21 protein-coding genes are annotated in these 25,656 nt (G+C 69.0%); 13 read left to right on the top strand and 8 right to left on the bottom strand.

Annotated features, from left to right (window positions below):
* Window positions 1-4 precede the first annotated feature (4 nt).
* Genes R3A49_06415 through hypE form a run of 8 tightly spaced genes read left to right on the top strand, consistent with a single transcriptional unit; the run spans window position 5 to window position 8,216 of the window.
* On the top strand, window positions 5-814 hold the full coding sequence (locus R3A49_06415) for an FAD/NAD(P)-binding protein (protein ID MEZ5170362.1): 810 nt from the start codon (window positions 5-7) through the stop codon (window positions 812-814).
* Window positions 811-1,596, top strand: coding sequence for an oxidoreductase (locus tag R3A49_06410; GenBank protein MEZ5170361.1), 786 nt, complete (start codon window positions 811-813; stop codon window positions 1,594-1,596). The genes R3A49_06415 and R3A49_06410 overlap by 4 nt, the downstream gene beginning before the upstream one ends.
* Window positions 1,593-2,939 carry a Ni/Fe hydrogenase subunit alpha gene (locus R3A49_06405; GenBank protein MEZ5170360.1) on the top strand — a complete coding sequence of 449 codons (1,347 nt, stop codon included), beginning with the start codon at window positions 1,593-1,595 and terminating at the stop codon, window positions 2,937-2,939. The genes R3A49_06410 and R3A49_06405 overlap by 4 nt, the downstream gene beginning before the upstream one ends.
* A complete protein-coding gene (locus R3A49_06400) occupies window positions 2,936-3,436 on the top strand; it encodes a hydrogenase maturation protease (GenBank protein MEZ5170359.1) in 501 nt (166 codons plus the stop codon). Before R3A49_06405 ends, R3A49_06400 begins: the two co-directional genes overlap by 4 nt.
* Entirely contained in the window at window positions 3,433-5,775 is a 2,343-nt protein-coding gene (gene hypF, locus R3A49_06395) for a carbamoyltransferase HypF (protein ID MEZ5170358.1), read from the top strand. Before R3A49_06400 ends, hypF begins: the two co-directional genes overlap by 4 nt.
* Before the next feature lies 1 nt (window position 5,776).
* Window positions 5,777-6,040 carry a HypC/HybG/HupF family hydrogenase formation chaperone gene (locus tag R3A49_06390; protein MEZ5170357.1) on the top strand — a complete coding sequence of 88 codons (264 nt, stop codon included), beginning with the start codon at window positions 5,777-5,779 and terminating at the stop codon, window positions 6,038-6,040.
* On the top strand, window positions 6,037-7,140 hold the full coding sequence (hypD, locus tag R3A49_06385) for a hydrogenase formation protein HypD (GenBank protein MEZ5170356.1): 1,104 nt from the start codon (window positions 6,037-6,039) through the stop codon (window positions 7,138-7,140). Before R3A49_06390 ends, hypD begins: the two co-directional genes overlap by 4 nt.
* A complete protein-coding gene (hypE, locus tag R3A49_06380; GenBank protein ID MEZ5170355.1) occupies window positions 7,137-8,216 on the top strand; it encodes a hydrogenase expression/formation protein HypE in 1,080 nt (359 codons plus the stop codon). The genes hypD and hypE overlap by 4 nt, the downstream gene beginning before the upstream one ends.
* A 10-nt stretch (window positions 8,217-8,226) precedes the next feature.
* Here the strand turns inward: hypE and R3A49_06375 are convergent, their stop codons facing one another.
* The 4 genes from R3A49_06375 to nifJ form a co-directional block, all read right to left on the bottom strand.
* Window positions 8,227-8,649 carry a universal stress protein gene (locus tag R3A49_06375; GenBank protein MEZ5170354.1) on the bottom strand — a complete coding sequence of 141 codons (423 nt, stop codon included), beginning with the start codon at window positions 8,647-8,649 and terminating at the stop codon, window positions 8,227-8,229.
* Window positions 8,650-8,652: 3 nt separating this feature from the next.
* A complete protein-coding gene (locus tag R3A49_06370; protein MEZ5170353.1) occupies window positions 8,653-10,056 on the bottom strand; it encodes a wax ester/triacylglycerol synthase family O-acyltransferase in 1,404 nt (467 codons plus the stop codon).
* Between the two features lie 73 nt (window positions 10,057-10,129).
* A complete protein-coding gene (locus R3A49_06365; protein ID MEZ5170352.1) occupies window positions 10,130-11,167 on the bottom strand; it encodes a dihydroorotate dehydrogenase-like protein in 1,038 nt (345 codons plus the stop codon).
* The gene (nifJ, locus tag R3A49_06360; protein MEZ5170351.1) at window positions 11,164-14,817 is read right to left on the bottom strand and encodes a pyruvate:ferredoxin (flavodoxin) oxidoreductase; all 3,654 of its coding nucleotides are present in this window, start codon (window positions 14,815-14,817) and stop codon (window positions 11,164-11,166) included. The genes R3A49_06365 and nifJ overlap by 4 nt, the downstream gene beginning before the upstream one ends.
* 264 nt (window positions 14,818-15,081) lie before the next feature.
* Here nifJ and ppsA point away from each other — a divergent pair, with 264 nt between their 5' ends.
* Window positions 15,082-17,451, top strand: a complete 2,370-nt coding sequence (gene ppsA / locus R3A49_06355) for a phosphoenolpyruvate synthase (protein MEZ5170350.1) — start codon at window positions 15,082-15,084, stop codon at window positions 17,449-17,451.
* Window positions 17,452-17,458: 7 nt separating this feature from the next.
* Here ppsA and R3A49_06350 read toward each other — a convergent pair whose 3' ends face one another.
* Window positions 17,459-18,955: an AAA family ATPase gene (locus tag R3A49_06350; GenBank protein ID MEZ5170349.1), complete on the bottom strand. Its 1,497-nt coding sequence runs from the start codon at window positions 18,953-18,955 to the stop codon at window positions 17,459-17,461.
* Between the two features lie 82 nt (window positions 18,956-19,037).
* Window positions 19,038-19,847, bottom strand: a complete 810-nt coding sequence (locus R3A49_06345; GenBank protein MEZ5170348.1) for a thioesterase family protein — start codon at window positions 19,845-19,847, stop codon at window positions 19,038-19,040.
* 69 nt (window positions 19,848-19,916) lie between these two features.
* Here R3A49_06345 and R3A49_06340 point away from each other — a divergent pair, with 69 nt between their 5' ends.
* On the top strand, window positions 19,917-20,651 hold the full coding sequence (locus R3A49_06340) for a DsbA family protein (GenBank protein ID MEZ5170347.1): 735 nt from the start codon (window positions 19,917-19,919) through the stop codon (window positions 20,649-20,651).
* Window positions 20,652-20,731: 80 nt separating this feature from the next.
* Window positions 20,732-21,538: a maleylpyruvate isomerase family mycothiol-dependent enzyme gene (locus tag R3A49_06335; GenBank protein ID MEZ5170346.1), complete on the top strand. Its 807-nt coding sequence runs from the start codon at window positions 20,732-20,734 to the stop codon at window positions 21,536-21,538.
* Window positions 21,539-21,594: 56 nt separating this feature from the next.
* Here the strand turns inward: R3A49_06335 and R3A49_06330 are convergent, their stop codons facing one another.
* Window positions 21,595-22,542 carry a calcium/sodium antiporter gene (locus R3A49_06330; GenBank protein ID MEZ5170345.1) on the bottom strand — a complete coding sequence of 316 codons (948 nt, stop codon included), beginning with the start codon at window positions 22,540-22,542 and terminating at the stop codon, window positions 21,595-21,597.
* A 67-nt stretch (window positions 22,543-22,609) separates the two neighbouring features.
* Here R3A49_06330 and R3A49_06325 point away from each other — a divergent pair, with 67 nt between their 5' ends.
* Window positions 22,610-23,359, top strand: a complete 750-nt coding sequence (locus R3A49_06325; GenBank protein ID MEZ5170344.1) for a dihydrofolate reductase family protein — start codon at window positions 22,610-22,612, stop codon at window positions 23,357-23,359.
* 43 nt (window positions 23,360-23,402) lie between these two features.
* On the opposite strand, the gene R3A49_06320 is transcribed toward R3A49_06325, so the two are convergent.
* Window positions 23,403-24,632, bottom strand: coding sequence for a cytochrome P450 (locus R3A49_06320; protein ID MEZ5170343.1), 1,230 nt, complete (start codon window positions 24,630-24,632; stop codon window positions 23,403-23,405).
* 95 nt (window positions 24,633-24,727) lie between these two features.
* Here R3A49_06320 and R3A49_06315 point away from each other — a divergent pair, with 95 nt between their 5' ends.
* Window positions 24,728-25,621 (top strand): pirin family protein, encoded by an 894-nt coding sequence (locus R3A49_06315; GenBank protein ID MEZ5170342.1) that lies wholly within the window; start codon window positions 24,728-24,730, stop codon window positions 25,619-25,621.
* The last annotated feature ends 35 nt before the right edge of the window (window positions 25,622-25,656 follow it).

The following is a 25,656-nucleotide window of genomic DNA, read 5'->3' as shown; positions in this document are numbered from 1 at the left end:
GACGATGGCGCCCCACCGGGGCCGGGTCGTGTCGTCGTCACGGGACCTCGACGACACGGTGACGCTCACGGTGGACATTCCCGACGGAGCGATGGCGCAGCCCGTTCCCGGCCAGTTCCACATGCTCTGGGCCCCCGGAATCGGTGAGGTACCGATTTCGGTGAGTGGTACGGATGGTCCGGCCCGGCTCGTCTTCACGATCCGGGCGGTGGGAGCGGTCACGGCGGCGCTCTGCGCAACGGGGACCGGGGACGAGATCGGGGTCCGCGGGCCGTACGGAACCGACTGGGCTCTCGACTCGGCGACCGGACACGACGTCATCATCGTGGCGGGCGGCATCGGTCTGGCGCCCGTGCGTCCCGCGGTGCGTGCGGTGATCTCCGAGCGGGACAGCTTCCGTCGCGTCGCCGTCCTCATCGGCGCCCGCCGTCCGAACGATCTCCTGTACCAGCACGAGATCGAAGAGTGGCGGTCCCGGTCGGACCTCGACGTGAGAATCACCGTCGATGTCGCCGATCCCGGTTGGTGCGACGATGTCGGCGTCGTCCCGAGTCTCGTGCCCCGGGCGGACGTCGACTTTTCCGACACGTTCGCGCTCGTCTGCGGGCCCGAGGTGATGATCCGGTTCACTGCCGACGCCCTTGTCGCACAGGGCGTCAGTCCCGAGCGCGTGCGTGTGTCGCTGGAACGCAACATGCAGTGCGCCGTCGGCCACTGCGGCCACTGCCAGTTCGGAGCGAACTTCGTCTGCCGCGACGGCCCGGTTTTCGGCTATGACGACGTGTCGTCCCTGATGAGGGTGCGTGAGCTGTGACTCCGTCGCGCCCGTCGCTCGCCGTGTGGAAGTTCGCCTCGTGTGACGGCTGCCAGTTGTCGTTGCTGGACTGCGAGGACGAACTGCTCGACATCGCCGGGGCCGTCGACATCGCGTACTTCCTCGAGGCGTCACGTGCCACGGTCGCAGGGCCCTACGATCTGTCCCTTGTGGAAGGCTCGGTCACGACTGCTGCCGACGCGGAGAGGATCCGTGAGGTCCGACGTTCGTCGCGCAGACTCGTGACCATCGGCGCGTGTGCAACAGCCGGAGGTATCCAGGCACTGCGAAACTTCGACGACGTGCGGGAGTTCGCCGCGGTCGTGTACGCACAACCCGCGTTCGTCTCGACGCTCGAGACGTCGACGCCGATCTCCGACCATGTTCCCGTCGACTTCGAGCTCCGCGGGTGTCCGATCGACAAGGGCCAGCTGCTCGAGGTGATCTCCTCGTTCCTCCACAACCGGAAGCCGAATGTCTCCTCCCACAGTGTGTGTGTGGAGTGCAAGCTGCGTGGAAACGTGTGTGTGACGGTCGCCCACGGGACACCGTGTCTCGGTCCGGTCACTCACGCCGGGTGCGGCGCGCTCTGCCCGACGTACGATCGAGGGTGCTACGGATGCTTCGGGCCGGCCGATACCGTCAACACCTCACCACTCGTCGAGCGCCTGCGCGACCTCGGGATGCCCGACCGCGACGTCGTGAGAGCCTTCCGGACCTTCAACGCCTACGCCGAGCCGTTTCGTGAGGCGGCCGCCGACGTCGATGCCGGTACGTCATGACTCACAAGGCCCCCGCAAGCCGGACGATGAAGGTCGATGCCCTCGCCCGCGTCGAGGGCGAGGGGGCGATGTACGTCGAGATCGTCGACGGCTCGGTGCGCGACGTTCAACTGGAGATCTACGAGCCGCCCCGGTTCTTCGAGGCGTTCCTCCGGGGGCGCGCCTACACCGAGCCCCCTGACATCACGGCCAGGATCTGTGGAATCTGCCCTGTGGCCTACCAGATGAGCAGTGTGCGGGCCATCGAGGACGCATGTGGTGCCACTGTCGACGGCGCGTTGCGCGACCTCCGGAAGCTCCTCTACTACGGCGAGTGGATCGAGAGCCACACGCTGCACATCGCGATGCTCCACGCCCCCGACTTCCTGGGTTACGACAGCGCCATCGACATGGCAGCCGACCACCGGCCCGCGGTCGAGCGGAGCCTGCGGCTCAAGAAGGCGGGGAATGCCGTCATCGAGCAGGTCGGTGGGCGGGCCGTACACCCGGTGAATGTCCGCGTCGGTGGGTTCTACCGCGTTCCGACGAAGCGGGAGCTCCGGCCCCTCAGCGAGACGCTCCGCCGAGCTCGCGACGACGCCGTCGCCACCGTGCAGTGGGTCGCAGGTTTCGACTTTCCCGATTTCGACCACGGCCACGAGCACGTGGCTCTCACGCGAACCGACGAATACGCCGTTCTCGATGGGAGGATCCGCTCCGACCGGGGCCTCGACGTCGACGAGCGCGCGTTCCTCGATCACATCGAGGAGGAGCACGTCGAGCACTCCACCGCCCTCCACGCCCACCTCCTCGAACGGGCCGAGTATCTCGTCGGGCCCTTGGCCCGCTACAGCCTCGGCTCGGATCACTTGACACCCGTCGCGCGGGAGGCGGCCCGGTCGGCCGGCCTCGGCGCCGAATGCCGCAACCCGTTTCGAAGCATCGTCGTCCGCGCGGTCGAGGTCCTCCACGCCTGTGAGGAGGCGCTCACCATTCTCGACGGGTACGAACCGCCCGACCGGCCCGCCGTGACCGTGGAGCCCCGCGCCGCTGTCGGCCACGCCTGTACGGAGGCCCCGCGAGGTCTCCTGTACCACCGTTACGAGCTGGCCGACGACGGCTCGATCCTCGACGCCCGGATCATCCCGCCCACCTCCCAGAACCAACCCACCATCGAGCACGACCTGTGGCACTTCGTCGACGACAACCTGGGTCTCGACCAGGACACACTTCAGCTCCGGAGCGAGCAGATCATCCGCAACTACGACCCGTGCATCTCGTGCGCCACCCATTTCCTCGATCTCACGGTGGACGACGGCTCGGGCACGACCCGGGGCGCCACCGAGGGTGGAGGCGAGACATGACGGCTGCTCGGCTCATCGGGGTCGGCAACGATTTCCGGCGCGACGACGGAGTCGGACTGCGCGCCGCCGATCTGGCCGAGGAACGCCTCGGCGCGACGGTGGAGGTGTACGCGCTCGACGGTGAGCCGACGCGGGTCATCGACGCGTGGGACGGTGCCGAACTGGCCATTGTCGTGGACGGTGTCCGCTCGGGCGCAGAACCGGGAACCATCCACCGGCTCGTCCTGGAGCCCGGCGATCCCGACCGGCCCGATCCGGAAGCAGGTCGGCAGCACGACATCCCGGAAGATCCGCGGGCGCGAAGCAGCCATGCCGCCGGCCCGGGCGAGGCCGTCGCTCTCGCGCGCGCACTCGGTCGAATGCCGCGGAAACTCCTCCTCTACGGCGTCGAGGGAGGCGACTTCGGCGAAGGACCGGGATTGTCGCCCGCTGTCGAACGGGCTCTCGACGATGTCATGGCGTCCATCACACGTGATCTCGAGACGGCCCTTCCGTGAGGACGGTGCAGGCTCCCTCCGGCAGTACGACGACCCGTGTCGGCGTCCGCGTCACGGTCACGGGTGTCGTGCAGGGCGTCGGGTTCCGGCCGTTCGTCTGGCACCTCGCCCACCGTCACGGACTCACGGGCACAGTGCGCAACGTCGGGGGGAGGGTCGAGATCGACATCGAAGGGACGCCGGCCGACATCGATCGGTTCTGCGACGCGCTCGAGGCGGAGGCTCCCCCCCGTGCGGAAATCACGGGACTTCGACGCACGGCGCGCCCGGCGTCGGGCGCGGCCACGTTCACCATCGACAGGTCGGCAGCGTCCCCGGGTAGGTCGGGCTCCAGCGATGGTTCGGGCTCGGGCGAAGCCGACGCCGTGCTCGTTCCTCCCGATCTGGCCACGTGCCCCGCCTGTCTCGCCGAACTGCTCGACCCGGAAGACCGACGGTACGGCTACGCCTTCACCAACTGTGTCGACTGCGGGCCCCGCTACACGGTGATCGACGAGCTGCCATACGACCGCGAACGCACGAGCATGAGGGTGTTTCCCCTCTGTCGCGACTGCACGCGTGAGTACACCGATCCGTCCGACCGCCGTTTCCACGCCGAGCCGGTGGCGTGCCCGGCGTGCGGACCGCGCCTCGACCTGCATGACGGCGACGGTCGGTCAATGGAGGTCGAACCGGTCGAGACAGCCGCACAAAGGCTTCTCGCGGGTGAGATCGTCGCCCTGAAGGCACTCGGTGGATACCACCTGGCGTGCGATGCGACGAACGCGTCGTCGGTCGGAGCGCTGAGGGTCCGCAAGAACCGGCCCGACAAGCCCTTCGCGGTCATGGTGCGCGATTGCGACGCGGCATCGGAGATCGTCTACCTCGACGATGCCACGTCCGATCTCCTCACGTCGTGGCGTGCGCCGGTCGTCCTGGCACGCGACCGTGGGTTCCTCGCCCCGGACGTCGCGCCCGGACAGCGACGCCTGGGTGTGATGCTTCCCGCCACACCGCTCCACCACCTCCTCGTGCGCGCGGTCGGCCGTCCACTGGTGATGACCAGCGGAAACCGCGGAGACGAACCGATCTGTACCGGGAACGAAGAGGCCCGAACCCGCCTCGCAGGAATCGCCGACTCGTTCCTCGTTCACGACCGGGCGATCGTCGCCCGCTACGACGACTCGGTGACGGCCGTCCGTCGCGGTGGTCTCGCGGTCCTGCGTCGCGCGCGCGGCTTCGCTCCAGAGCCGGTCGATCTCCGTGAAGACGGTCCGGATGTGCTGGCGTGCGGTGCACACCTCCAGGTGAGTTTCTGTGTCGCCACGGGGCGACGGGCCTTCATGTCGCCGCACATCGGCGATCTCGACGACGATCTGTCCGTCGAGGCGTTTCACGACGCGCTGGGACGCCTCCGTCGCTTGCTGGGGGTCGAGCCCGTGGCGGTGGCGCACGATCGTCACCCCGACTTCCTGACGACTCGTCTCGCTGAGGCGATGGATCTCGAGACCGCCCCGGTGCAGCACCATCACGCGCACATCGCCGCGGTCATGGCCGAACACCGGCTTCCAGGCCGTGTGATCGGCGTGGCCTTCGACGGGTTCGGCCTCGGCGACGACGACGGCTCGTGGGGCGGGGAGTTCCTCCTCGCAGATCCGCACGAAGCCGTGCGAGCGGGGCACCTCCGGTGCGTAGCGCAACCGGGGGGCGACCTGTCCGTGCGTGAGCCGGTGCGCATGGCTGCCGCCCACACCGCCGACGCGGAATGCCTTGCCCGAGCCCGACCGCTCCTCGAGGACTGCATCGACGGTGAGGTCATCGACCGTGTGGTCGCGCAGGTGTCCTCGGGTGTGGGCACAGCCCCCACGACATCGGTCGGGCGGCTCTTCGACGCTGTCTCCGTCCTGCTGGGTCTCATCGTGACACCGACATACGAGGGACATGCCGCGATCGTGCTCGAGCAGGCCGCCGACCCCGATGTCGAGGGGGAGTATCCCGTCGACATCAGCGAGCAGGAGGGTCGGCTCTGCGTCGACACACGACCGCTCGTCGACGCGGTCGTGACGGCGCGCTGCGCGGACAGGCCCGTGGCCGAGATAGCGGCGCGTTTCCACCGCTCGCTCGCGCGGGTGGTCGCGACGGTGTGCCACGAACTGCGGGAACACTCGGGGCTCGGGCGTGTGTGCCTCGGTGGTGGCGTGTTCGGAAACGACCTACTGCTCGACAGGACCGCCGATCTACTCACCGACGCCGGCTTCGAAGTCTTCTGGCCGCGCCTCGTACCCCCCGGTGACGGCGGCCTGGCGCTCGGGCAGGCCCTCGTGGCCCGTGCCCGACTGTCGAACAGAGGCGGTCACTGACATGTGCCTGGGAATTCCCGGACGGGTCGTGGAGCGCCGCGACGACGAGGCATTGCCGATGGGGATCGTGGATTTCGGTGGCGTTCGCCGTGATGCCTGCCTTGCCTACACGCCCGAGGTCGGGATCGGCGAGTACGTCATCGTCCACGTGGGCTTCGCCATCGGTGTCGTCGACGAGGAGGAGGCGCACCGGACCCTCGCCCTCCTCTCGGAGGACGACCTCTCCGAGGAGCTCGGCCCGGGAACGGGCCGAGCGCTCCGATGAAGTTCCTCGACGAGTACCGCGACACCGAGATCGCCCGGCACCTGCTCGAGCGAATCCGTGCCCGGGCCACACGGCGCTGGGTCCTCATGGAGGTGTGCGGCGGCCAGACACACACACTCGTCCGCACGGGCCTCGACGAACTGCTGTCCGACAGCGTGGAGCTGGTTCACGGACCGGGTTGCCCGGTATGTGTGACCCCGCTCTCGGTCATCGACCATGCGCTGGAGCTCGCCCGTCGCCCGGGAGTCACGCTGTGCTCGTTCGGTGACATGCTCCGGGTTCCCGGTTCCCGTGACGATCTGCTGCGGGCGCGTGCTGCCGGCGCGGATGTCCGGGTCGTGTACTCACCGCTCGACGCGGTCGAGATCGCCCGCGCCGAGCCGGACCGCACGGTCGTCTTCTTCGCCGTCGGCTTCGAGACCACGGCACCGGCCAATGCCATGGCGGTCCACCGCGCGGCGCAGCTGCGTCTCGACAACTTCACCGAGCTGGTCGCTCACGTTCTCGTGCCACCGGCGATGGTGGCGATCCTGTCGGCACCGGGCAACCGCGTTCAGGGCTTCCTCGCCCCGGGCCACGTGTGCACCGTCATGGGGTGGGGGGAGTACGCCCCCATCACCACCGGCTACGACGTACCGATCGTGATCACCGGCTTCGAGCCGGTCGACCTGCTCGAGGGTGTCGCCATGGCCGTCGAGCAGCTCGAGACCGGTCGCGCCGAGCTCGAGAACCAGTACGTCCGTGCGGTGCGTCCGAACGGAAATCCGCCGGCACAGGAGATCGTCGACGAGGTCTTCGAGCCCTGCGACCGGGCTTGGCGGGGCATCGGTGTTCTTCCCGAGTCCGGTCTACGGCTACGCGAGACGTACTGCTCCTTCGACGCCGGACGACGCTTCCCCGCACGGGATGACCCGGTGGTCGAGTCGGAGCGCTGCATCGCGGGACTCGTCCTCCAGGGACGTGCTCGGCCCGACGAGTGCCCGGCGTTCGGTCTCGAGTGCACACCGGAGCATCCGCTCGGGGCACCGATGGTCTCCAGCGAGGGTGCGTGCGCCGCCTACCGACTGGCCGGGCGGGTCGCGGCCTCAGGTGCCACGTGAGCCGACCGCGTTCACCCGGCGAGACTCCCGGCAGATCCGAAGCCCTGGCGTTCGCATGCCCGGCACCGCTTCCTCCGGGCGATCGCGTGCTCCTCGGTCACGGCAGTGGCGGCCGCCTCTCGGCCGACCTCGTCCGGACCGTGTTCCAGCCTGCCCTCGGCGATCCCGAACTCGCCCGACTCGGCGACGCCGCCGTCGTCGAGATCGGCGGGAACCGTCTGGCGTTCACGACCGACGGGTTCGTCGTGCAGCCGCCGTTCTTTCCCGGCTCCGACATCGGCGCGTTGGCTGTCAACGGGACCGTGAACGACCTCGCCGTCGTGGGCGCCCGCCCCGAGTGCCTCTCGGCAGCCTTCATCCTGGAGGAGGGCTTCGCGATCGACGGACTCGGTCGGATCGCGAAGTCCATGGGTGAGGCCTGCGAAGACGCCGGCGTTCGCCTCGTCGCTGCCGACACGAAGGTCGTCGAGCGGGGGAGTGCCGACGGCATCTTCGTCGTCACCTCGGGAATCGGTTCGGTTCCCGAGGGTGTGAGCATCGGCCCGCAGCACATCCGGCCCGGCGACACCGTCCTGGTCTCGGGGCCGGTGGGAACCCACGGTGTCGCTGTCATGTCGCGCCGTGCGGGGACCGGATTCGACGTAGATGTCGGAAGCGACACGGCACCGCTCACCGGGCTGGTCGAGGCAATGCTCACAGCCGGGTCCGTCCGCTGCCTGCGGGACGCGACCCGCGGTGGCGTGGCCACGGTCCTGAACGAGCTCGCTGCGGTGGCGGACGTCACCATCGAGGTCGACGACGACGCGGTCCCTGTCCTGGAGCCGGTGCGTGCCGCGTGCGCCACACTCGGACTGGATCCTCTCTACGTCGCCAACGAGGGCGTGTGCGTCGCGGCCGTCGCTGCCGCCGACGTCGACGCGGTCCTGGCGGCAGCGTCGGCTCATCCACTCGGCACGGGGGCAGCAGTCATCGGCAGAATCGAGGCGGGGCCGGCGTCCGTTCATCTCCGCACCGGGCTCGGGACGACACGCCCCCTCCTGATGCTCGCAGGCGATCAGCTCCCCCGCATCTGCTGACGCAGGGCCGTCACGGCCTGTCGGGCACGATCACCACGGGGCAGCGGGCGTGGTGGGCGCACTGACTGCTGACAGAGCCCAGCAGGAGACTCGAGAACCCGCCGCGACCCCGGGAACCCACCACCAGCATGTCGGCGTCGGAGGCCTCATCGACGAGTACCCGAGCCGCCGGTCCTTCGACGGCCCGGGTGTCGTGTTCCAAGCCGTCACAGACATCCTGTGCCATGGACGTGGCGACCTTCTCTGCGTCGATCCGGAACTCCTCAGAATGCTCGGCGCCTTCCCAGAATCCACTTCCGTCCACGAGGACCGGGGTCTCCCAGGCCGTGATCACGATGAGGCGGCCTGCGTGGTTCCGGGCTTCGGAAGCAGCCCATTCCAACGCTCGACGTGACTCGTCCGAGCCGTCGACACCCACGACGATCTTCTGCATGAATCATCCTTTCGACAGGATTTCGTCACCACTCCTGGCTGCGGCCTCCAGGAGTTCCGTCATGCCGCGCTCGATTCCGCCGGCGAGGACGTCGATGTCGGCGGCGTGCTCGTAGTCACCTGTGACGGCGAACCTGAGCTGCCCCATGTAGGAGAGGATCGCGACCGTGAGTTCCATTCTCCCCGCGATCGGGACGAACGGCAAGAGCTCGAGCACCTTCCGGCCCGCTGCGTAGAGCGGGAACTGCGGGCCCGGCACGTTGGTCGTGATGGTCTCGACGAACGGCTGCATGTGCGTGAGTGCCCTGCTGGCCAGTGCGTGGGGGAGAGCAGGTGTGGCATCGCCGCCGCTCAGGAACGAGTCGACCGCCTCGATCTCTCCCGAGCGCTTCAGATTGCCGAGCTGCGTGCTGAGGTCGGTGAGTCGTTCCACGGGATCTTCGATGCCGACGGGCAGGTCGGCGAACATGACCGATACGCGGTTGTCGAGTCGGCCGTGCTCGTCGGGCGCGCGCAGCGACACGGGTACGACGGAGCGGACGGTGCGGCCCTCACAGGACTCACCGCGGGCCGTGAGGAGATCGCGCCACCCGTGGGTCACGACCGCGAGTACGACGTCGTTCACAGTCCCTCCCAGCTCTCGCCGCACGGTCTTCACGTCGTCGAGTGACGCGCCTGCCCAGTGGTACCGGCGGTGCGGTCCGATGGGTCGCATGAGCGACGAGGGCGGTCGGGGGCGGAGCATTCCACCCATCCGACCGAGGCCGCGTGCGGTGTCGGCGAGACGCCGGATCGTCGGGACCGGATCGTGGAGAGTGGCGAGAGCTGCACGGGTCCGTACGACGGGTGCTGCCAGGATCCCGCGAAGGGAGTGCATCGCGAGGTCGAGCGACGACGGCTCGGGACGGGGCGTCCATTCGACGTGCGGGGGCGGGTCCGCATCGAGTTCGATGTCGAAGATGGCCGCCAGGAGCTCCGTGCCGGCGATCCCGTCGACGATCGAGTGGTGCACCTTCGTGATCACGGCCCACCGGTCGTCGGGGAGGCCCTCGACGACCCACATCTCCCACAGGGGCCGCCGGCGGTCGAGCTGCTGGGACATCACGCGGCCCATCAGGTTGCGGAGCTCGTCGTGACCACCCGGAGGGGGCAGTGCCGTGTGGCGGATGTGGTAGGCGATCTCGAAGCGCGTGTCGTCGATCCAGACCGGTCGGCCGATGTTCGCCGGTGCCGTTCGGACCTTCTGCCGGTAGCGGGGCACGAGGGGGAGCTTCGCGGTGACGAGTCGCTCGAGCTCGTCGGGGCCAGGCGGCGGTCCCTCCACGATGCAGAGGGCGCCGATGTGCATGTGGTTGACGGCATCTTCGGTCTCGAGGAAGAACGCGTCGAGGACACCCAGGCGCTCCATCACACCGCCCCCCTCGCGGCTGCGACCGGACCTGCGATCGCACGCGCCGACGCGTCTACCACGGGGTCCGCCATCAGGTCGGTGTGGGCCGGTATCGGCCGGCGTAGTGGATCAGCGACCGGAGGTAGTTGGCCCGCGCGTAGACCGAGGGGTCCGGGACACGCGCCCGGCTCATGCTTCCCCGGAGCTGGGCCACCGACTCGTAGTCGTTCTCGGTGAGCCATGTCGAGAGCTCGTCCTCGACCTCTGCGAACGCCGACTCCCCGCGCTGGAGAACCGCCGACGTCATCATCGCGACGTCGGCGCCGACCAGGAGAGCCTTGGCGGCGTCGCAACCCGAGTGGACCCCACCCGAGACCGCCAGCTCGGCGTCGACCTCACCGAAGAGAATTCCCGTCCACCGCAGTGGAAGCCCCAGGGCCGCGGGGGTGCTCAGATCGATGGGGAGCTCGATTTCGAGCTTCTCGAGTTCCACGTCGAGGCGGGTGAACCTGTTGAAGAGCACGAGGGCCTGCGCCCCGGCGTCGGCGAGACGCCGGGCGAGATGGCCGAAGGAGGTGAAATACGGGGCGAGCTTCACGGCGACCGGGATTCCCACGCTCGAGACGACGGTCTCCACGAGCTCGACGTAGCGGTCCTCCACCACCGCAGCTGACTCGGACGGGTCGGACGCGAGCAGGTAGACGTTCAGTTCCAGTGCGTCGGCACCGGCCTGCTCGCACTGGTGCGCGTAGCGGGCCCATCCGCCGAGCGTCGTTCCGTTCAGGCTGGCGATCAGCGGAACCGACACGCGTTCACGCGCCTCTGCCAGCACCCCGAGATACCGCTCGGGACCTGTGTTGTAGTCGATGAGCTCGGGTACGACCGTCTGTGCCTCTCCGAAGCTCTCGGCCCCGGTGTCGAGGTAGGCCTGGATCTGCACCTGGTCGTGGACGAGCTGCTCCTCGAAGAGCGACGGCATCACGAGGGCGGCCGCACCCGCGTCGGCCAGGCGTTGCAGTCCTTCCACCGATCCCGTCAATGGAGATGCCGACGCCACGAGCGGAGAGCGCAGTTCGAAGCCCAGGTAGCGCGTGGTCAGGTCGGGTCGTCCGGAGGTCGTGTCGGTCACGTGTTCGTCTCCTCGTTGTCGTTGGGGTTGCCGCTACCGCGGTCCTCGCCGGGGGCCTCGGCAGCGTCGTCGGCGGACACATGGGGCACCGTACGTTCGATACCGACGAGCTGCTCGTAGAAACGCCAACGCTCGTCGACGTCGGCCTGGGCGAGCTCGGCGAGGGCGTCGGCTCGCCCCGGATCTGACCGGGCGAGCATGGCGAAGCGTGCCTCGCCGGAGGCGAAATCACGAAAGGACATCGTGGGCGCGTGGGAGTCGAGGTGGAAGGGGTGCTCATGGCCAGACGGGCCGGGGTGGAAACGGTAGAGGGGCCAGTACCCGCTCCGGACAGCGTCCTTCTGGTGCCCCATCGAGCGTGACATGTCGATGCCGTGGGCGATGCACGTCGAGTAGGCGATCACGAGCGCCGGACCCGGCCACGCATCGGCTTCCTGGAATGCCCTGACGGTCTGGATGTCACTTCCGCCGAGTGCGACCTGCGCGACGTACACGTTTCCGTACGCCATCGCGATCGCGCCGAGGTCCTTCTTCGGGGTCGTCTTGCCCGCCGCTGCAAACTTGGCGACCGCCGCACGGGGAGTCGCCTTCGACGCCTGTCCTCCTGTGTTGGAGTAGACCTCCGTGTCGAGGACGAGCATGTTGACGTCGCGGCCCGACGCGAGCGTGTGGTCGAGTCCCCCGAACCCGATGTCGTAGGCCCAGCCATCGCCACCGACGATCCAGACGCTCGTGCGCACCAGCCGATCGGCGACACTGGCGAGTCGGAACGCTGCCTCGTCACCGGCGAGGTCCGCCAAGCGCGTCCGCAACTCACAGACCCGTGCCCGTTGGGCAGCGATGCCGGCTTCGGTCGACTGGTCGGCGCCGAGAATGTCGGTTGCGAGCTCTGTTCCGACCGTCGATGCGAGGTTCCGCAGGAGACGGCGCGCCTCCGTCACGTGGCGGTCGAGGCCCAGACCCATCCCGAGGCCGAACTCGGCGTTGTCCTCGAAGAGCGAGTTGGACCACGCGGGCCCGCGGCCGTCGTCGTTCCTGGCCCACGGCGTCGTGGGGAGATTCCCGCCGTAGATCGACGAGCAGCCCGTCGCATTGGCCACGATCAGACGATCGCCGAAGAGCTGGGTGAGGAGCTTCAGGTACGGCGTTTCCCCGCATCCGGCACACGCGCCCGAGAACTCGAAGAGCGGCTCGAGAATCTGGGAGCCCTTCACCGAATCGTGTGCGAGGAGCCGCCGGTCGATCTCGGGGACTGCGAGAAAGCGCTCGAAGTGGCCGCGCTCCACGTCTCGATGGTCGGCGGCCGACCGCATGTTGATCGCCTTGTGGCGAACCTCCGACTTGCTGTGTGCGGGGCACACGTCGACACAGATCCCACATCCCGTGCAGTCGTCGGGGGCCACCTGGATCGTGAGCGATAGGCCGTCGGCCTCGCGCGAACGGAACGACTTCGTCGGGATCTCGCCGGGGAGTTCCTCGAGTGTGTCGGGTCGGTAGACCTTCATCCGGATCGCGGCATGCGGACAGACGATCGCGCACTTCCCGCAGTCGATGCAGAGGTCGGGCTCCCAGATGGGGATCTCGTGGGCGAGGCCCCGCTTCTCGTAGCACGCCGTATCCGTGGGAAAGATCCCGTCGACGGGAAGCGCGCTCACGGGAAGTAGGTCACCCTCTCCGGCCAGCAGCCGGGCGGTGACCCGGCGGACGAAGTCGGGTGCGTCGTCGGGAATGCGCTGCCGCCGCGAGATCCCGCTCGTCGCAGTCCGGGGGATCTCGACTCGACAGAGCGCCTCGAGCGACCGGTCAACCGCGTCGAGGTTCCGGCGCACCACCTCGGGTCCCGCCTTCGCGTACACCGACTCGATCGACGCCTTCACGTGTCGGATCGCCTCCTCGGTCTCGAGCGCGCTGGTGAGATCGAAGAAGCAGGTCTGCATGACCGTGTTGATTCGCCCGGCGAGCCCCAACTCGCTCGCGATCCGGTGTGCGTCGACGATCCACAGCTCGATACCGTCGTCGATCAGCCTTTCCTGGATCTCGACAGGGAGGTTGTCCCACACCTCGTCGGGCGCGTACGGGGCGTTGAGCAGGAACGTCGCCCCCGGTCGTGCCGGTGCCAGGACATCGACGTCGTTCAACATGTGGAACTGATGGCATGCGACGAAGTCGGCGTCGTCGACGAGGTATGTCGACTCGATGGGTTCCGGGCCGAATCGAAGGTGTGAGACGGTCGTCGCGCCGGCCTTGCGGGAGTCGTAGACGAAGTAGCCCTGCGCCTCCTGCCCGCCTTGCTCGCCGATGATCCGGATCGAGGACTTGTTGGCGCTCACGGTACCGTCGGAGCCCAGGGCGAAGAACACGGCACGGGTCGGCGCCTGGTTGCTGCGGAACCCGGGGTCGACCGGAAGACTGAGGCGCGTGACGTCGTCGACGATGCCGACAGTGAACCTCCGCTGCGGCTCCTCACTCGTCAGCTCGTCCAACGCCGCCTTCGCCATGGCCGGGGTGAACTCCTTGGACGAGAGCCCGTAGCGCCCACCTACGACGTGCACGGGCGCCCGGTCGCCGGTGTCGGCCGTCTCGGCGAGGACGGATATGACATCCGTGAAGAGAGGCTCGCCGACCGCTCCGGGTTCCTTCGTGCGGTCGAGGACCGCTACAGCGCGCGTCGTGTCGGGGAGTGCCTCGAGGAACGCGTCGACCGGGAAGGGACGGAACAGGCGGATCACCGCGACCCCCACGCGCTCTCCTTCTGCGGACAGCGCGCGGACGGCCTCGCGGGCGGCACCCGCCCCCGAGCCCATGAGGACCAGAACCCGCTCGGCGTCGGGTGCACCCTCGTAGTCGACCAGGCCGTAACGCCGGCCCGTCTGACCGGCGAGACGTTCCATCCGGTCGGCCACGATGGCGGGAAGTGAGTCGTAGTAGGCGTTGACCGCTTCCCGGGCCTGGAAGAACACGTCGGGGTTCTGTGCCGAGCCCCGGAGCGACGGATTCTCGGGGCTCAGGCCACGTTCGCGGTGGGCCAGCACGTCCTCGTCGTCGATGAGCGCCCGGAGATCGGACGAGTCGAGGGTGCGGATCGTGTTGATCTCGTGGGAGGTCCGGAAGCCGTCGAAGAAGTGGAGGAAGGGCACACGTCCGGCGAGTGTGGCGCCGTGTGCAACGGCCGCGAGGTCGTGTGCCTCCTGAACCGACGACGAGCACAGCATGGCGCACCCCGTCGACCGTGCGGCCATCACGTCACTGTGGTCACCGAAGATCGACAGTGCGTGGGTGGCGACCGTGCGAGCAGCCACGTGGACGACCGCCGGTGTCAGCTCACCGGCGATCTTGAACAGGTTGGGGATCATGAGAAGGAGTCCCTGGGAGGCCGTGAACGTCGTCGCGAGGGCACCTTCGGTGACGGCGCCGTGCAGCGCGCCGGCGGCGCCGCCCTCCGCCTGCATCTCGACGACCTCGGGAACCGTGCCCCAGACGTTGCTGCGTCCGGCCGCCGACCACACGTCCGCGTATTCGCCCATCGGCGATGCTGGAGTGATCGGGTAGATGGCGATCACCTCACTGAGGGCATGGGCGACCTGTGCGACCGCCTCATTCCCGTCGATGCAGACACGACCACCGTGGGGTGCAGTGTCCGGAGATGCCATCGCGACTCCCCTGTGCCTCTCCTCGAGTGCTCGCACTCCTCGGTGCACGCCGACGAGCGATCGATGGCCGCCGGATCCACCGATCCACCCGCCCCGATGATGCCGCACGACGAACCGTGCCGCACTCCGGAGGGGACCTTCGACCCTTACCGGAACCGGAGTCGACCCCTACCCTGAAGTGAGGGGCGTCGCGCCGTGTCGGCACGCGGATGCGGAGCGCGCAGAGGAAGAAGAAGAGGTGGCCGGGAAGTAGAGGTGGCCGGGATGAGCGAGTCGTTGGTCGTTCCGCTCGAGAAGGCCGGCATGGGCGATGTCGCCGTGGTCGGCGGTAAGAACGCCTCACTGGGGGAGATGATCCAGTCGCTCGAGAGCGAGGGCGTGCGTGTGCCGGGTGGCTTCGCGACGACTGCTGCCGCCTACCGCGACTTCGTGACCACCAATGGGCTCGACATCATTGTCAAGGAGCAGGTCGAGGCTCTGGGATCAGGTCGGTCGTCGCTTCGCGACGTCGGCGCTGCACTGCGGAGCGCTTTCCTGGCAGGGGACATGTCCGACGCCCTTGTGGACGACGTCGGTTCCGCGTACGTCGACCTGGCCGATGACGACGGAGCTGTCGCAGTTCGGTCGAGCGCGACGGCGGAGGATCTTCCCGATGCCAGTTTCGCAGGCCAACAGGAGACGTTCCTGAACGTTCGCGGTCGTGAGGCTCTCCTGGATGCCGTCCGGCGTTGTTTTGCCTCGTTGTTCACCGACCGGGCGATTGCATACCGCGAGGAGCACGGTTTCGACCACGGCGACGTCGCTCTCTCGGTCGGCGTGCAACAGATGGTGCGGGCCGGTACCGGCGCGTCAGGGGTCATGTTCACCCTCGACCCGGAAACGGGTTTCCCCGGAGTCGTCGTCATCGAGGGGGCGTGGGGCCTGGGCGAGAACGTGGTGCAGGGCGCGGTCGACCCCGATGCCTACTGGGTGTTCAAAGCCCCGCTCGACGATTCCTCGATCGTGCCGATCATCGACCGCCGCAAGGGCTCCAAGGAGCGACGGATGGTCGCCACCGTCGACGGAACGGCCAACGTTCCCACGTCGGGCGAGGAGCGGGCCCGTTTCGTCCTCGACGACCACGAGGTCCTCCAGCTCGCCCGTTGGGCTGTGGCGGTCGAGCGCCACTACGGGAGGCCGATGGATCTCGAGTGGGCCAAGGACGGGGTTTCCGGAGAGCTGTTCATCCTCCAGGCGCGCCCCGAGACGGTGGAGTCCCGACGCGGCAATGCGCTCGAGGTCAGCACCCTGTGCGAGGAAGGACGGGTCCTTCTCACGGGAACGGCCGTGGGTGCCCGGATCGCTTCCGGCCGCGCCCGCCGCATTGCCGGCCCCGACGATTTCGGTCGGTTCGAGGAGGGAGACGTCCTCGTGGCCGACATGACCGATCCCGACTGGGTGCCACTGATGCGCCGGGCGGGTGCGGTCGTCACCGACCACGGTGGACGCACGTGCCACGCCGCGATCGTGTGCCGGGAACTCGGCGTGCCGGCCGTGGTCGGTACCGAGCACGCGACGGCCGAGCTCACCGACGGCCAGGATGTCACCGTCTCCTGCGCGGGAGGTTCCACGGGCCAGGTGTACGACGGGCTCCTCGAGTTCGAGACCGAGGAGCTCGACGTCGGGGAGATGCCCGAGACCCGGACCCGCATCATGCTCAACATCGCGAGCCCGGACGCGGCGTTCAGATGGTGGCGGTTGCCCGCACGGGGCATCGGTCTCGCCCGGATGGAGTTCGTCATCAACGACGCCATCAAGATCCACCCGATGGCGCTCGCTCATCCCGACCGTGTCACCGATCCCTCCGTGAGGTCGGAGATCGCACACCTCACTCGCGACTACGACGACCCTGCCGAGTACTTCGTCGACCGTCTCGCCTCGGGGCTCGCCCGGCTGGCGGTGTCGCGTCATCCCGAGCCGGTGATCGTCCGGATGAGCGACTTCAAGACGAACGAGTACGCCGACCTGATCGGAGGCCGCGACTTCGAGTTCGCTGAGGACAACCCGATGATCGGGTTTCGCGGAGCGTCGCGCTACTACGACGACCGCTACCGCGACGGCTTCCTCCTCGAGTGTCGGGCCATCCGCAGGCTTCGGGAGGAGATCGGACTCCAGAACGTGTTGGTCATGATTCCGTTCTGCCGGACGATCGAGGAGGCCGACAGGGTCCTCGAGGTGATGGCAGATGCCGGTCTGCGTCGGGGCGAGAACGGCCTGGAGGTCTACGTGATGTGCGAGATCCCCTCGAACGTCGTGCTGGCCGACCAGTTCGCCGAGCGCTTCGACGGCTTCTCGATCGGCAGCAACGACCTCACGCAACTCACCCTCGGTGTCGACCGGGACTCGGAGGTCCTCGCCCACATCTTCGATGAGCGAAACGAGGCAGTCGTCCGGATGATCCGTCAGGTGATCACCGTCGCCCACGAGCACGACTGCAAGGTCGGGATCTGCGGCCAGGCACCGAGTGACCACACCGACTTCGCAGAGATGCTCGTGGAGGAGGGGATCGACTCGATCTCATTGAATCCCGACAGCGTGCTCGACGTCCTCGGCCGCGTGGCAGCTCTCGAGGCGACGCTCGAAGCCGGCCGGTGAATCCCGGCTAGGAGATCTCCGGCCGCGTGTCGACCCAACCTCCGGGGATCGCACCAACGAGAGCGCGGGCTCCCCGCTGTGTCTCAGCAGCGGATCGGAGCGTGTCGAGCACGTGCGCGTCGGGCCACGGGTCGGCGACCCGGGCGAGCTCGGAGGCGACAGCCGGCGTGGCCTGCGACTCGTCGGTGCCCTGCGCCTGGCGCTGCTCGATCCGCTCGAACGCCACCTCACGGGGAAGGTCCGTGCGGAGCGCGATGACGTCGGTCATCGTGTGCTCCGCCACCACCTCGGCCTCCTGCCGGTGCCGCCTCGCCGTCCACGAGGCGTCGAGGACCACGCTCTCACCGTTCGCGAGCAACGTACCGGCACGCCGCAGCATCTCGTCGTAGACCGAGTCCTTGCTCGAGTCGTCGTAGCTGATGCCCGACTCCCGTGCGAGCTCCCGACGGATCGTGTCCGAGCGGAGGAGCACGAAGCCGGTGTCGTCGGCCAGCCCGGAGGCCAGCGTCGTCTTCCCGGTGCCGGGGAGTCCTCCGACGAGGACCATCCGGACCCGGGCACGGTCGGCGTGGTCGGCGGCGGCCGCCAACAGCGCGACTGCCTCCGGTGACCCCTGTGTGCCTCCCCCGATCGCGCGGAGCGCGGCCACCTTCGAGCGTATGAGTGCACGGTCGCACAGCGCGTGCTCGGTCAGGGACGCCGGTGCCGTGTCGCCGCTGAACTCCCGGTAGTCGTCGAGCAGCTGCCGGGCGAGGCCGGCCCGCCCGAGCCGCTCGAGGTCCATGGCGAGGAAGGCGACGTCGGCGATGACGTCGACCGACCGGAAGTCGTCGCGGAACGCCAGGCAGTCGAGAATCCGCGGCGCGTCGTCGAGGCAGTAGATGTCGGCTGCCAGAAGATCGCCGTGCCCGTCGCAGACCGCGCCCTCCGAGATCCGGCGATCGAGGAGCGGGCCCCGCCCGGACAGGTAGCGCTGCCCGAGGGTGTCGACGGCATCCAGTTCCTCCAGCGTTGTCGGGCCGAGGACGTGCCCGACCCGACGCAGCTCGGAGATGTTCTCCTGCCACCGCCGACGAACCACGTCGGGACGGGCGCGGTCCGTCACCGCGGCGGACCGGTCCGCATCCGCGTGGAACGCGGCAACGGTGCGCGCCACCTGCCGAACGCACTCCGTCGCGTCGGCGCCACTTCGTACCAGGTGCTCGAGTGAGCGCCCGGCCGGCATCCGCTTCATGACGATCACCGGTTCCGACTCACCGCCGTCGTGTGGTTCGTAGGTGGCGACACCGAGGTAGATGTCCGGTGCGATTCGCCTGTTGAGGGCGACCTCGCGCTCGCACGCGGAGCGTCGGGCCTGGGATGTCGACAGATCGACGAACTCGAAGGCAACTGGCTTCAGGACCTTGTAGGCCTGCCCACCGACGAGGAACACCGTCGACAGGTGCGTCTCCGCGACAGCGGGTGACGTGTCCGAGCCCGGATGTCTTTCTGCGTCCGTTTCCATCCGTCCAGAATTCCCGGCATCGTCGCACTGTCGCAAGACCGTTACCGCCTGTGCCCGGATTCTGCGCGCAGTACCAAGAGTCTCAGCGGCGGGGGTCCTGGTCCTTCCAGGCCCGCACGATCGTCGACTGCGCGGCGGAGCCGAGCAGAGTGCCGTCCTCACCCCACAGGTGGACCACCCCGTGTCCGAACCCGTCGCTCAGACCCTGGACGCGGATGTCGGCCAGGACCCACTGGGAGGCGCTCCGGTTCAGGACCCGGATCGTGTTGTCGAGACTGTTGCCCCCCACGCGTTCACCGAGTGCCTGCGAGATCCCGAACGGAACGTAGTCACCGAAGACGCTGAGAACTGCTGCGCTCACGTCCATGCCGTCGAGGCGGACCCAGAGCGCGGAGCGGCCGTTCCCCTCGGTGACCGGAAAGTCCTCGAAGGGACGGGCATCGGCGAGACGCATGTCGAGCCGGTCCATCAGCGTGCCGCGGTGCCGCTCGTCCATCTCCCGAGGGGTGCACTCTCCGGGCGGGGGCACGTCGGGGCGGATGGCCCATGTGCCGTGGAACCTCTCGGGCCGCTCGCCCGTCGCGGCGTTGACCGTGAAGATCTCCTCCCCGTCCACGCTCCCGATGGCGCGGACCTGGGAGATCTGGTGGCCCCGGACGGCCTCGTTGACGCGGATCTCCACGACGGAGCCCGGCATCGCGTACGAGAGGAACTGCGCCGTGGCCCACACGAGCCTCCGACCGAGGGCGTGCTCGAGCACCTCGACGCACGCGCCGAGACCACACCCGCCGAAGAGGGCACCGATGCCCGAGCACAGATGGGGCACGACATCGAAGCGCCAGACCAGCGGGTCGCCGGTGGGCTGGAGGCCGAAGAACCCGTGCTCGTCCACGGCGGGCATCGTAGAGGCCGATACCGCCGAGTTGACCCTCGGGAGTGCCCGCCGTAGGTTCGCCGCGACGTGAGTGACACCGACGACGCCGACGACACCGACGACACCGACGCCTCGCCCACTCTCGATGGCTCGTGGCCGAGCGCGGTCGACTTCCATCTCGACCCGATGTGCCCGTGGGCGTACCAGGCGTCGCTGTGGATCCGCGAGGTCCGTGCTGCCACAGGTCTCGACATCGGGTGGCGGTTCTTCTCCCTCGAGGAGATCAACCGCCCCGACGACAGGCCCCATCCCTGGGAGCGGCCATGGGCGTGGGGTTTCTCGCAGATGCGGGTGGGCGCCCACCTCCGCCGTGAGAGCCAGGACGCGGTCGACCGGTGGTACGCGGCGATCGGCTCGGCGTTCTTCGAGCGCGCGGTCCCCACCCACGACCGCCGTGTCCATGCGGAGGTGCTCGGTGACGCCGGCTTCGACCCCGGCGTCGTCGAAGCGGCCGTCAGCGATCCCACGACCGCCGACGAGGTGCGTGCAGACCATGACCGCGCCGTGGCCCTCGGCGGATTCGGTGTTCCGATCCTCTCCTTTCCCGACGGGACCAACCTCTTCGGTCCGAGCGTCGCGCCCGCTCCCGTCGGCGACGATGCCGTTCGCCTCTGGGAGCTCGTTCTCGCGTGGAAGGACTTCCCGAATCTTCACGAGATGCAACGCCCCAAGGCTCCCGCCGACTGGGAGCGCATCAGCGCGCTCTTCGCGCCCTATCTGGAGGCGCGGGAGTGGCAGACGATCCAGAACCCGGCGCCGTAGCGGCGCGTCCCCGCCGCCCTGTTCACCACGACCACCACGATTCCCTACAACCACGATTCCGACACCACGAGGAGGCACCCGTGCCCGAGCCCGTCGTCGACCTGCTGGCCTCCGAGTTCGTAGCTCTCGACGCCCTCTGTGGGGAGCTCGATCCCGGCGACTGGGACAGGCCCACCGACCTTCCCGGCTGGAGCGTGCGCGACAACGTGGCCCACGTGATCGGGACCGAGCGGATGCTGCTCGGGCACGAGGTGCCCGAGCTGCCCCGGGGTGACTATCCCCATGTGACGAGCGCGTTGGGGGAGTTCAACGAGGCCTGGGTCGAGGCCTACCGTTCGCACACCGGCGACGAGGTTCTCGCCGCGTACCGCGATGTGGTCGGAGAACGGCTCGACGCGCTGCGGGCGATGAGCGCCGAGGACTTCGACAGGCCCGGCTTCACCCCGGTCGGGGAGGCGCCCTACCGCGTGTTCATGCGCATTCGCGCCTTCGACATCTGGATGCACGAGCAGGACATCCGTCGTGCGGTCGGCTGCCCGGGAAGCCTCGACGGACCGAACGCCGACGACGCCGTCGACTGGCTGTTGCGCAGTGCACCGATGGTCGTGGGGAAGCGTGCCGGGGCCTCCGACGGCTCGTCGGTCGTGCTCGAGCTCACCGGGGGAGTCCCGCGCACGGTCGCGATCGGAGTCGACGGTCGGGCGGCCGTGCTCGATTCCGTCCCCGAGGATCCGACGGCACGGCTCACCATGGCATCCGAGGTCTACTGCCGTCTGGCGGGCGGGCGCATGACGGCCGCGGACGCACTGGCGGACGGCCTCGTAGAGACAGAGGGTGACGCGGAGCTCGCGGTGCGGGTGTTGGAGGCGTTGAACGTCTCTCCGTGAGCGACCCTCGAACCCGCCCGGGGGCCGTGCCGCCCGGGTCGGTTCGTGGGTGCCGGTCAGATCCGCAGCAGCACCAGGCACACGACGTACACGACGATCAGCGCCGCGCCCTCACCGCGACTGATCTGCCGTCCTGTCCACATGAAGATGCCGGCGAGTGCTGTGACGAACGTGACCAGTGCCATCCCGGTGAGGGTCAGGGAGGTGTCGGCGACGGGACCCGACCCGAAGAGCATGGCGAGGCCGCCGACGGCGAGCACGTTGAAGAGGTTGCTGCCGAGCAGGTTGCCGACGATCAGGTCGACCTCGCGCCGACGCGCCGACTGCACGACCGTGACCAACTCGGGGAGTGAGGTGCCGAACGCGACGAGGCTCACGCCCACGAAGCCCTCGGACAGCCCGGCGTCCTCGGCGATGTTCGTCGCCCCGAACAACAGGGTCTGCGCCCCGACGAGCGTCCCGATGAGCCCGGCGAGCGTCCTCGCGACCTCCACCGGAACGCGGGGCGCCGGGCCGACGAACTCGTCGAGGTCGACACCCAGTTGGTCCTCCGCGTTTCCCCGGACGCCGGCGTAGAGAGTCCGACCCAGGGCGAGGGCGAGGCCGCCCAGCAGGACGAGGCCCTTCCACACAGCGGCGTCACCCTGGACGAGGACCCAGAACGTGACCGCGGCCACGAGGGCGATCGGCCCTTCGCGCCTCACGGTGTCGGACGAGACCGTGATCGTGGTGATGATCGCCCCGACCCCGAGGAGCAGTGACAGGTTGGCGAGGTTGGAGCCCACGATGTTCCCGACCGCCAGGTCGAGGTGGCCGTCGGCTGCGGCGATCGACGACACGATCATCTCGGGCGCTGACGTCCCGAACCCCATCACGACGACGCCGACGACGATGGGAGGAACCCGCAGCGCACGCGAGAGCGAGGCGCCGCCGATCACGAACTGGTCGGCGGCGAAGGCGAGGAGAACCACACCCACGAGCACGGCGAGAATGTTGACGATCATCGTTCCTGCCGGGTTGCTCGAAGGACGGGGCCGAAGCTCGGGGAGACCGCACTACGCTCCGCATCCTATGCAGCGACTCTTCCCGGACCCCGCGCACGACGTCGATGTGCTCGAGCAGTACGCCGGTGAGCGAGACCTCCATGACGACCGACCGTGGGTCGTGCTCAACATGGTGGCGTCCCTCGACGGAGCGGTCACGGTGGACGGGCGGTCGGGGGGGCTCGCCAGCGATGCCGACAAGAGGCTGTTCCGGGCGCTGCGCACGTTCCCCGACGTGATTCTCGTAGGGGCGGGCACCGTGCGTGCCGAGAGGTACGGCCCGCCCGCGACCGACTCCGCGGAGCGAGCGATGCGTGAGGCCCACGGCGCGTGGCCGATCGCGCGTGTGGCGGTCGTCACGCGCTCGGCATCGCTCGACTACGGCGGTCGACTGTTCGCGGAACCGACCTCCCGCCCACTGCTCCTGACCACGACCTCGGCACCACGCGACAGAGTGACCCACGCACGCGAGGTCGCCGACGTCGTGGAGGCGGGTGACGATGACGTCGACCTGGATGCGGCCCTGCGGGCGCTGGGTGAGCTGGGCGCCCGCGTGGCCCTGTGCGAGGGGGGCCCGCACCTCAACGGCCACCTTCTGTCTGCCGGGTTGGTCGACGAGGTCTGCCTCACGGTGTCGCCGCTGCTGGTGTCGGGTGGTGCCGACCGCATCGTGGCCGGCGACGTACTGCCCGGCCCACTCGAACTGGAGCTCCTCCACGTCCTCGAGGAGGACGGCTTCCTCTTTCTCCGCTACCGGCGCCCCGGCGGCGACGACTGACCGCCGGCGCTCCATCCCCCCGGCTCGGTCGTGGCGGGCGTGCTCACCGGAGCGTGACGGGCAGGCGGTCGAGGCCCCGGAGCACGAGCCGGCCGTTCCACGCGGGCTCGTCGGTCGCCAGGGTCATGTCGGGGAACCGCTGCACGAGTGTGCCCAGCGCCAGGCGGGCCTCCAGGCGCGCCAGGGCCGCTCCCACGCAGTGGTGGATGCCGTTGCCGAACGACACGTGATGAGGTGCCGCGTGCCGGTCGAGCCGGAGGTCGTCGGCGTCGTCGCCGAACACAGCCGGGTCGTGGTTGGCCGATCCCAGGCACGTGAGCACAAGGCTGCGCGCGGGGATCGTCACCCCGCCGACGTCGATGTCCTCCAGGGTGAAGCGCCGTGAGAACTGGACGGGGCTGTCGTAGCGCAGCAGCTCCTCCACGGCGTTCGGCCCGACGTCGGGCTCCTCGTGCCACCGGGCGAGCTGGTCCGGCGCCCGCAGCAGGGCAAGCGCTCCGTTGCCGATGAGGTTCACCGTCGTCTCGTGGCCCGCGATGTAGAGGAGGACCACCTGGTTACGGAGCTCCTGGTGGGTGAGGACGTCGCCCGCGTCCTCGGCTGCGATCAGCGCGCTCAGGAGATCGTCGCCCGGCTCCCGGCGTTTCCAGGCGATGACATCTTCGATGTGACGCCCCATGTGGTCGGAGGCCTCGATCGCCTCGCGGATGAGCTCGGGCTCCACGAGCGGATCGAGGGTCCCCGCGAGCGTGTGCGACCACGCTCGGAGCTGGTGCGTGTCGCCGTCGGGCATGCCGAGCATCTCGGAGATCACGGTGAAGGGGAGCGGAAAGGCCAGGTCGGCGATGACGTCCATGGAGCCGTCGCCCGCGGCGGCGTCGAGCGCGTCGTCGACCAGCGCCTGGATCCGGTCGGCGAGGCCCTCGATCCTGCGTGGCGTGAACGCCATCTGGAACAGCCGTCGGATACGCGTGTGGTCGGGAGGGTCCATGTCGAGGATCGACCGCCGATCGCGGTCGTCGGTGGTGTCGAGCGCCGCCTCGAACTCGGCATTGCGCCGACTCATCCCGACCTTCTCGCCCTCCACGGACAGCGTCTGGTCGCGCAGCACGTGCACGACGTCGTCGTGGCCGAGCACGAGCCACGCACCGAAGTCGGTGAAGTGCACGGGCGCCACCTCGCGGGCGGCTCGGTACTGCGGGTAGGGGTCGTCGAAGAATCCCGGAGCCAGCGGATCGAGGTGCCGCTCCGCCACGTGCGGGCTCGCCGTCATCGGGTCACACGCTACGGCACCTCGGGAAGCAACGAGGCCCCGGCGGTGTTGTGCCGCGGGAGCATCGGTGGTGTCACGACAGTCGGGAGCAGGAGATGGCGCCGGAACGGGCGGTTGCCGGCCTCGAGCCGGCCCAGCACACGGTGGAGGGGGAGGGCTTCGAGGTCCGGCGCGCGTTCCCGACACCCCGGGTCGATGCCGTCGACCCCTTTCTCCTGCTCGACCACGTCGGTCCGCGCGACTACGCGCCGGGCGAGGCGAAGGGAGCCCCCGACCACCCGCACCGCGGCTTCGAGACCGTCACGTACATCATCGAGGGCGAGGGCGAGCACGAGGACTCTGCGGGGAACCGGGGTCTACTCCGCGCCGGCGATGTCCAGTGGATGACCGCAGGCTCGGGCGTCGTGCACTCCGAGATGCCGTCGGCGAGGATCCGGCGCCATGGCGGCCGTTCACACTTCCTCCAGCTCTGGGTCAACCTTCCCGCGGCGAAGAAGATGGTCCCGCCGCGCTACCAGGACGTGCGGGCCGACGAGATTCCCACCGTGTCGCTCGCATACGGCGTGAGCGCCCGCGTCATCGCGGGCACCGTGGCGGAGGTGACCGGGCCCGTCGAAACGCACAGCCCTTTCCTGTACGCGCACGTCACCGCAAGCGGGTACGCGCCTGTCCGACTTCCGGTGCCCGACGACCACGAGGTGTTCGCCTACGTCCTCAGCGGTGCCGTGGCCGTCGGATCAGCGTTCTCGCCCCTGGGCGACGGCACACTCGCCCGCTTCACGCCGGCGCGGGAGGATGTGTCGGAAGGAGCGGTCTCGGACGTGGTCCTGGGCGGGGCGGGCCAGCCGGGGGAGTGCATCGTCGTGAGCGGTCGCCCGCTGCGGGAGCCGGTCGCGCGCTACGGCCCCTTCGTGATGAACACGCGCCAGCAGCTCGTGGAGGCCGTGGAGGACTTCCGGGCAGGCCGCATGGGCCACATCCGGCGCTGAGCCCGGGAGGCCCGTCGGCGGTGCGTAGAATCTGA

The organism is Acidimicrobiia bacterium (assembly GCA_041394025.1).
Classification (GTDB): domain Bacteria; phylum Actinomycetota; class Acidimicrobiia; order IMCC26256; family JAOSJL01; genus JAOSJL01.
Note: the sequence above shows the minus strand (reverse complement) of the source record. Positions and strands in the feature narration are given on the sequence as shown.